Origin of the sequence: Streptomyces sp. NRRL B-24572, from assembly GCF_002156145.1 — a bacterium.
GTDB classification, from domain to species: Bacteria; Actinomycetota; Actinomycetes; order Streptomycetales; family Streptomycetaceae; genus Streptomyces; species Streptomyces vietnamensis.
In genome coordinates this window covers 1-6,661 of sequence record NZ_MWIG01000416.1, presented here as the reverse complement: position 1 = coordinate 6,661, position 6,661 = coordinate 1, and the positions used below count along the sequence as shown (strand labels likewise).

At 71.1% G+C, this 6,661-nt stretch carries 10 protein-coding genes; 5 read left to right on the top strand and 5 right to left on the bottom strand.

Going from position 1 to position 6,661, the window contains the following annotated elements; all coding sequences use genetic code 11:
• Positions 1-289: helix-turn-helix domain-containing protein (locus CCN56_RS24135; RefSeq protein WP_086829936.1), on the bottom strand; the 289-nt coding region annotated here is incomplete at its 3' end.
• 112 nt (positions 290-401) lie between these two features.
• Between CCN56_RS24135 and CCN56_RS24130 the strand changes: the two genes are divergently transcribed.
• Positions 402-1,277: an SDR family oxidoreductase gene (locus CCN56_RS24130; protein ID WP_086829934.1), complete on the top strand. Its 876-nt coding sequence runs from the start codon at positions 402-404 to the stop codon at positions 1,275-1,277.
• Positions 1,278-1,433: 156 nt separating this feature from the next.
• Entirely contained in the window at positions 1,434-2,384 is a 951-nt protein-coding gene (gene rarD, locus CCN56_RS24125) for an EamA family transporter RarD (RefSeq protein WP_373412892.1), read from the top strand.
• Between the two features lie 121 nt (positions 2,385-2,505).
• On the opposite strand, the gene CCN56_RS24120 is transcribed toward rarD, so the two are convergent.
• Complete coding sequence (locus CCN56_RS24120) at positions 2,506-2,823, bottom strand: DUF6401 family natural product biosynthesis protein (RefSeq protein ID WP_086829931.1); 318 nt, start codon at positions 2,821-2,823, stop codon at positions 2,506-2,508.
• A 101-nt stretch (positions 2,824-2,924) separates the two neighbouring features.
• Here CCN56_RS24120 and CCN56_RS24115 point away from each other — a divergent pair, with 101 nt between their 5' ends.
• Complete coding sequence (locus CCN56_RS24115; RefSeq protein ID WP_086829929.1) at positions 2,925-3,566, top strand: DUF4291 domain-containing protein; 642 nt, start codon at positions 2,925-2,927, stop codon at positions 3,564-3,566.
• Here CCN56_RS24115 and CCN56_RS24110 read toward each other — a convergent pair.
• Entirely contained in the window at positions 3,515-4,162 is a 648-nt protein-coding gene (locus CCN56_RS24110; protein WP_086829927.1) for an NADPH-dependent F420 reductase, read from the bottom strand. The two genes, CCN56_RS24115 and CCN56_RS24110, sit on opposite strands and share 52 nt — an antisense overlap.
• Before the next feature lie 322 nt (positions 4,163-4,484).
• On the opposite strand from CCN56_RS24110, the gene CCN56_RS24105 reads away from it, so the two are divergent.
• A complete protein-coding gene (locus tag CCN56_RS24105; RefSeq protein ID WP_086829924.1) occupies positions 4,485-4,865 on the top strand; it encodes a hypothetical protein in 381 nt (126 codons plus the stop codon).
• Between the two features lie 100 nt (positions 4,866-4,965).
• On the opposite strand, the gene CCN56_RS24100 is transcribed toward CCN56_RS24105, so the two are convergent.
• Together CCN56_RS24100 and CCN56_RS24095 are read right to left on the bottom strand one after the other, a co-directional pair.
• The gene (locus tag CCN56_RS24100) at positions 4,966-5,157 is read right to left on the bottom strand and encodes a DUF397 domain-containing protein (RefSeq protein ID WP_086829922.1); all 192 of its coding nucleotides are present in this window, start codon (positions 5,155-5,157) and stop codon (positions 4,966-4,968) included.
• Positions 5,154-6,020 (bottom strand): helix-turn-helix transcriptional regulator, encoded by an 867-nt coding sequence (locus CCN56_RS24095; protein ID WP_086829920.1) that lies wholly within the window; start codon positions 6,018-6,020, stop codon positions 5,154-5,156. Before CCN56_RS24095 ends, CCN56_RS24100 begins: the two co-directional genes overlap by 4 nt.
• Positions 6,021-6,162: 142 nt before the next feature.
• Between CCN56_RS24095 and CCN56_RS24090 the strand changes: the two genes are divergently transcribed.
• Positions 6,163-6,579: an ATP-binding protein gene (locus CCN56_RS24090; RefSeq protein ID WP_086829918.1), complete on the top strand. Its 417-nt coding sequence runs from the start codon at positions 6,163-6,165 to the stop codon at positions 6,577-6,579.
• Positions 6,580-6,661: the final 82 nt, after the last annotated feature.

Below are 6,661 nucleotides of genomic sequence, written 5' to 3'. Positions count from 1 at the left end.
CTACAGCCTCACCCCCCTCGCCGAGGGGGGTGAGGCTGTAGTCGACGCGGGGCGGGATGACGGGCTTGGCGTCGCGGTGGACGAAGCCGTCGCGCTCCAGGGTCTGGAGGGTCTGGGCCAGCATCTTCTCGCTGACGCCGCCGATCGTGCGGCGCAGCTCGCTGAAGCGGTACGAGCGCTCCAGGAGGGCCGCGAGGACGAGGACGCCCCAGCGGCTGGTGACGTGCTCCAGGACGAGGCGCGAGGGGCACATCGGCTCGTTCACGTTCGGCGGCTTGCTTACTCCCATACCAGTACCTTACTTCAAAGTGGGTACTTACGAAAGGTTAGCGCCCGCCGTACGGTGAGTGCATCGGGTGAGCCCATCGCCCCACCGCACCCCACGGGAAGAAGGAAGCACCATGAGCATCGTCGTCACCGGAGCCACCGGACAGCTCGGCCGTCTCGTCGTCGACGCCCTCCTCTCCGGCGCGTCCGCCGTCCCCGCCGAGTCCGTCGTCGCCGTCGTCCGCGACAAGGCGAAGGCCGCCGACCTCGCCGAGCGCGGTGTCGAGCTGCGGATCGCCGACTACAGCCGACCGGAGACCCTGGCGGAGGCCTTCGAGGCCGGTGACCGGGTGCTGCTGATCTCCGGCAGCGAGGTCGGGCAGCGCGTCGCCCAGCACCGCGCCGTGATCGACGCGGCCAAGGCCGCCGGCGTGGCCCAGCTCGCGTACACCGGCATCCTCGGCGGCCCGGCGGCCGACTTCACGCTCGCCGACGAGCACAAGGCGACCGAGGAGCTGATCCTCGCGTCCGGCCTGCCGTACACCTTCCTCCGCAACGGCTGGTACTCCGAGAACTACACCGCGAACCTCGCCCCGGTCCTGGCCCACGGCGCCGTCGTCGCCAGCGCCGGCGAGGGCCGGATCGCCTCCGCCGCCCGCGCCGACTACGCCGCCGCCGCGGCCGCCGTCCTGACCGGCCCGGCCGAGGAGCACCTGGGCAAGGCGTACGAGCTGAGCGGCGACACCGCCTGGTCCCTCGCCGAGTACGCGGCCGAGGTCGCCGCGCAGACCGGCCGGGAGATCGCGTACAGCGACGTCCCCGCCGCGACCCACCTGGAGATCCTCACCGGCGCCGGGGTCCCGGGCCCCTTCGCCGAGATCCTCGTCGACGTCGACCGGGCCGTCGCGCTCGGCGCGCTCGCCCTGCGGACCGGCGACCTGGCCCGGCTGATCGGCCGCCCGACCACCCCGATCGCCGAGTCGATCAGGGAGGCGCTCGCCGCCTCCTGACGTCGTCATGACCGTATGGCGATACGGGCATGACATCCCGCCCCGTGCGGCGCTACCTTCGACGGGACAGGCGCGGCGCACAGGGCGGGAGGTCCGGTGAAGACGGAGAAGAACGAGGGACGAGCGGGACTGCTCTACGGGATCGGCGCCTACGGCATGTGGGGGCTGGTCCCGCTCTTCTGGCCCCTCCTCAAGCCCGCCGGCGCGATCGAGATCCTCGCCCACCGGATGGTGTGGTCCCTGGCCTTCGTCGGCATCGCGCTGCTCGCGCTGCGCCGCTGGGCCTGGATACCCGAGCTCGTGCGCAGCCCCCGCAAGCTCGGCCTGATCACCCTCGCCGCCGCCGTCATCACCGTGAACTGGGGCCTCTACATCTGGTCCGTGAACACGGGCCACGTCGTCGAGGCCTCCCTCGGCTACTTCATCAACCCGCTCGTCACCATCGCCCTCGGCGTCCTCGTCCTGAAGGAGCGGCTGCGCCCCGCGCAGTGGGCGGCGGTCGGCGTCGGCGTCGCGGCCGTGCTCGTCCTGGCGATCGGATACGGGCGGCCGCCGTGGATCTCGCTCACCCTCGCCTTCTCCTTCGCCGTCTACGGCCTGGTGAAGAAGAAGGTCAACATCGGCGGCCTGGAGTCGCTCGCCGCCGAGACCGCCGTCCAGTTCCTGCCCGCCCTCGGCTACCTCGTCTGGCTCGGGACCCAGGGCGGCCTGGCCTTCGGCCACCACGGCGCCGGGCACACGGCGCTGCTCGCCGCCACCGGCATCGTCACGGCGGCGCCCCTCGTCTGCTTCGGGGCGGCGGCGATCCGCGTACCGCTGTCGACGCTCGGACTCCTCCAGTACCTGGCGCCGACCTTCCAGTTCCTCCTCGGGGTCGTCTACTTCCACGAGGAGATGCCGCCGGAGCGCTGGGCGGGCTTCTCCCTCGTCTGGCTGGCCCTGACGATCCTCACCTGGGACGCGCTCCGGACGGCCCGGAAGAGCCGCGCGGCGGTCGAGGCGGCGGCTGCGGCGGCCCTCCTGGACGCCGTTCCCGCGACCGGACACGCCGGCGGAGAGACGGAGACCACGCCGGTTTCCGCCCCATCGGCGCAGCCGGGACGCTGACCGCAGGCGGGGGGAAGCGCGGCGAGGAGCCGCCGACGGACCCGACGCGGAGCCGCCGACGGCCCCGATGCGCGAGGCCTGCACGCAGAGCCACCGACGGACCCGCCGATGCAGGGCGGGCCTACGCGTCCAGCAGGTCGTGCTCCCGGATCAGCCAGCAGACCGCCGTCAGGCGCAGGGTCGCGAAGTCGTGGCCGACGGGCTCGGTCCAGTCGGCCTCGGTCAGCCAGTCGGTGAACCCGAGGACGTAGTCGGCGAGGTCCTCACGGCGGACGGTCCGGACCCCCGGGCCCCGATGGGCCGGGATCAGCGCGTCGCACACGGCCGCCGCGTGCTGGTCGACGGCGGCCACGAGCCCCGGCTCGAAGGAGAACTCCGAGAGTCGGGGCATGTACGTGGCGACGACGTCGATCAACGGGCTGCCGGGCGAATCGTTCATCCCTCCACATTAGGGGCGTACTCGGCGGTTCAGACCGTGACGTTGGTCGCAGCACGAAAACCGGTGGCCGAGCCCGGCGCCCGCCCCGCACCCTGAGGCACATGGAAGAACCGAAGTACCGGATCCGCGCGCTGCACACCGAGCGCACGATCACCGTCTACCAGGCCTACCGGCCCGAGATCGGGGTCCCCGCAGCCCGGGACGGCCGCTTCCCGGCGGTCTGGAAGCGGGACCGGATGACGTGGATCAAGCCCTCGTTCCTGTGGATGATGTACCGCTGCGGCTGGGGGGAGAAGGAGGGCCAGGAGACCGTCCTCGCCGTGGAGATCACCCGCGAGGGCTTCGAGTGGGCCCTGCGGAACGCCTGCCTCTCCCACTACGAGCGCGGTTTCCACACGGACCAGGCCTCCTGGAAGCGGCAGTTGCGGCAGGCGCCGGCCCGGGTCCAGTGGGACCCGGAGCGCGACCTCCACCTCCGGCCCCTCCCGCACCGCTCGCTCCAGCTCGGCCTGGCGGGCGAGGCGTCCCGCCGGTACGCGGACGAGTGGACGGTCTCGATCACCGACGTGACCGCGCTGGCCCACGAGGTCCACGGTCTGGTCCGGGCCGGCGATCTGGAGGCCGCCGGCCGGCTGCTCCCCAGGGAGGAGCCCTACCCGGAGCCGGAAGGCCTCCTGGACCACCTGCGGGATCAGGCTCCCGCGACGGCGAAGTTGAAGTCGCCGGTGCCGAGCATCCCGTAGAGCCGCAGCCACAGGGGCAGCAGCTGCTCGGTGGCGCGGGCGCTCGACAGCTCGCCGAGGTCGATGATCCGGTCGGCCGCCCAGCCGAAGGAGGCGAGCAGCTCCGCGACCACGGCCTTCGCGTCCGCGTCGTCGCCGCTCAGGAAGACGTTGTGGTGCCCCGGGACCCGGCCGGGCTCGACCATGACGGTGTTGGTCATGGTGTTGAGCGTCTTGACGACGCGCGTCTCCGGGAAGGCGCTCTGGAGCTGCTCGGCGACGCTCCTGCCGTCGGGCAGGCCGACCTTGGGCGGGAAGCCCTCCGAGAAGTCCAGCGCGTTCGACACGTCGACCAGGACCTTGCCGTTCAGGTTCTCTGCGCCCGCGGCCTGGAGTACGGCGAGGGAGACGAGCCCTCCGGTCGCGTTGACGACCAGCTCGGCGGAGCCGGCGGCGTCGGCGAAGGTCCCGTGCGTCCCGCCGTGCTCCCCGGCCCACTTGGCGGCCTCGGCGTTGTCCGCGGTACGGGACCCCATGGCGACCTCGTGTCCGAGGGAGACCAGCTTCGTGGCGAGCCGCCGCCCGACCTCGCCCGTTCCCAGTACGGCGATCTTCATGTGCGTGCGCTCCTTCGGAGGGGGACGACTGCCAGGGAGGCCGACCCTATGACGTACGGGCCCGCTGTTCCCGTACTTTGCGCCGGTTGCCGCACCGGGCCGTCGACCAGATGAGCGCCGGGATGCGCAGCGGCCCGAGCCGGGTGTCCCGGGGCCTTGCCGGTTCGAGGCCAGGTCGGCTGACGGAGTGGATCCCTTCCGCCGGGCGAGGGTGTTTCGCGTACATCGTCCGGAGGTCCGTTCCGGCTCGGCAATAGATCCGGGGCAGCTCACACCGAGCTGCGACGCCCTCCCTGACATCCGAGCGAAAGCAGACCATCTCGTGCTGAAGAAGTGTTTCCTGGCCGCCGCAGCCGTGGCGATGGTGATGGGGCCGGCCACTGTGGCGCAGGCCGATGACATCGTCCGTGTCGTCGAGAACGAGGTGACCATCCCCGTCGCTTCCGGCGGCTACCCGGGCAGGGCCGCGGCTGCGGCGGAATGCCCGGCCGGCGAGACCCGGACCGGTGGTGGTGCCAGCGTGATCGCGGGCAACTCCCACGCCGAGCGGTACCTGCTGCACTCGACCCAGCCGATCAGCGGAGAGCGCTGGTGGGCGTTCGCCACGAACACGGACACGACCAACCCGGGGACCCTGAAGGTCTACGCGATCTGCGCGAAGGTGGTCAACACCCCCGTCCTCACCGCGCCCGTCACCGGCTGACCCGGACGCCCGCCTTCATGTGGCGGTGAGAAGCCGGTACAGGCGCTCGGCCGGGGCATCCCGGCCGAGCGCCTCGCGCGTGCGGTGGTTCAGGCGGGACCTACTCGCCGGAGGCGTACGCCACGAACCCGGCCCAGGCGGCGGGGCCGAGGGCGAGGTGCGGGCGCGCGATGTCCTTGGAGTCACGGACGTGGACGGTGCCGGGGGTGGTGGCGACCTCGACGCAGTCGTTGCCGTTGCTGCTGCTGCTGTAGCTGCTCTTGAACCAGTCCAGCTCGGGGTTGCCGATCATGTCTCTCCCAGCAGTTGTTCGATGAAGTCCCGGGACTCCGCAGGAGTGAGGGCCTTGGAGCGGATGATGCCATAGCGAAGGTCCAAGATCCGGAGTCGTTTGAGGTCGGAGACCGGACGTCCGTTGAAGTCGCCGTCGCTGCGCCCCACGCCGGTACCGTCCCCGAACTTCAGGATCTCGATCAGACCGGCCGTCCCGGGGTGGTCGGCGCGCTCGGTCGGCATCACCTGGATCTCGACATTGGGCAAATCGCCCACCTCCAGCAGGCGTTCAAGCTGACGGCGAAGTACCATCTTGCCCCCAATCGGCCGCTTCAGCGTCGCTTCTTCCTGAATGAAGCTGAACTCGGGCCCCGGTCCCTTTTCCAGGATCTCCGTGCGCCGCACACGTGCCGTCACGTATCGCTCCAGCTCCGCCGGTCCGTACGCCGGGCGCCACGTGCGGAGCAGCGCACGCGCGAACTCCTCGGTCTGCAGCAGGCCGTGGATGTTCGAGTTGGAGTAAAGGCTGAATTCGACCGCCCGAGCCTCCAACTTCGCCAGGCTCCGCACCTGCTTCGGGTAGCGAACCTCCTCCACATCCCTCTTCATCGCCGAGATGAGCCCGTCGGCACCCACCACGCCGTCCACCTTGTCCAGGTACTCCGGGCGCGGAATACGAACCCCGCGTTCGATCTTGCGGATCAGGTCCTCGCCGTAACCGATGAGTGCCCCGAACTCGACCGCGCTCAGCCCTTTCGACTCGCGCCACAGCCTCATCTGGCGGCCGACCGCCGCGACCACCGCCGCGCCCGATTCATCCCCCGGCTCCACCTCCCAGCCCGCGTCCTCTGTCCCCGTGCCGTCCACCTCGTCCACGCTCATGCGTGCCCACCTCCTTCGGCAGAGCCCTTCCCGGAGCGCCGCGCGGGACAGTCGGGACAGGGCCGGACAGACGCGGGACAGTAACCGTACGTAAGGGCGTGTTCGATGGGCAGCGTAGGCACGCCTCGCCACCCTGGGTGACATGAACGAGGAACACACCCAACTGATGGCGTCCGTACGCCAATTCGGAATCCAGCTCTCCGCAACCCCGCGCGGCGCCCGCCTCGCCCGCCTCCTCGCCGTCGAACAGCTTCGTTCCTGGGAACTGGAGTACGTGGCCGAGCCGGCCGCCCACGTCGTCGCCGAGCTCGCCGCGAACGCCGTGACGCACGGTCGTGTGCCGGGGCGGGACTTCCGGCTCGCGATGTCCGCCGCCAGGGGTACCCTCCGCATCGAAGTCACCGATACGCGCGGTGACCGACTCCCCCGCGCAGGGCACCCGACGGCGGCCGAGTCGGGGCGCGGGCTGCTCATCGTGGAGGGCCTCGCACGGAGTTGGGGCGTGCGGCCCGGGCCCGTACCGCGCAAGACGGTGTGGGCCGAACTGGCCCTGTCGTAACGGCCCACGACGCGGATCCCCACGTCGTGGCGGATCGCGACGTAAAAGAGTTAAAGCCCGGGGAAATCCCCCACCCAAACCC